The 663-nt window shown below is 70.1% G+C and carries 1 protein-coding gene; it reads left to right on the top strand.

The genetic code is table 11. The annotated features are described in order from the left end of the window. Positions 1 to 663: VOC family protein (locus MOX02_RS30885; RefSeq protein WP_147029556.1), on the top strand; the 663-nt coding region annotated here is incomplete at both ends.

Here is a 663-nt window from a genome sequence, read left to right as displayed (position 1 = left end):
CCCCGATGCCGGAGCATGGCGGCTACCAAGTCGCGGAGGCTGACGGGAAGCCCGTGGCCGGGATCCGGCGGTCCATACCCGAAGCTCCCGGCTTTCCCGGCTGGGCGGTCTACCTCGCGACCCGCGACGTGGACGCCCTGGCCTCTCGGGTGGCGGATCTCGGCGGCCAGATCCGGTTCGGGCCCGTCGACATCCCCGATGTCGGCCGCTTCGCCATGGTCAGCGACCCGCAGGACGTGGTCTTCGCCCTGATGGATGCGACGAGCCCCGGTGAGAGCCTGGCCTTCGGGCCGGTGCCCCTTGGGACGGAGCAAACCCTCGGCCACGGCGTGTGGATCGAGCTCGCAACCCCCGATCCCGAGGCTGCGTTCGCGTTCTACGGGGCACTCTTCGGCTGGGAGAAGCTCGGGGCCATGCCGATGGGCGGGATGGGCGAGTACGCCTTCATTGGCCGGGGCGACTTGCGTCCTGGCGCGGTGATGTCGAGTGCAGCCACCGGCGCGCCGGCCCGATGGAATTGGTACGTTCACGTGGCCGATATCGATGCTGCGCTCGCGACAGTTCGTGCGAGGGGCGGCACGGTGCTCCAGGGGCCCGATCCAATCCCCGGCGGCAGCTACTCGGCCAACATCGCCGATCCTGTGGGCAACCGGCTCGGCCTTG

Origin of the sequence: Methylobacterium oxalidis (genome assembly GCF_007992195.1) — a bacterium.
Classification (GTDB): Bacteria; Pseudomonadota; Alphaproteobacteria; order Rhizobiales; family Beijerinckiaceae; genus Methylobacterium; species Methylobacterium oxalidis.
Note: the sequence above shows the minus strand (reverse complement) of the source record. Positions and strands in the feature narration are given on the sequence as shown.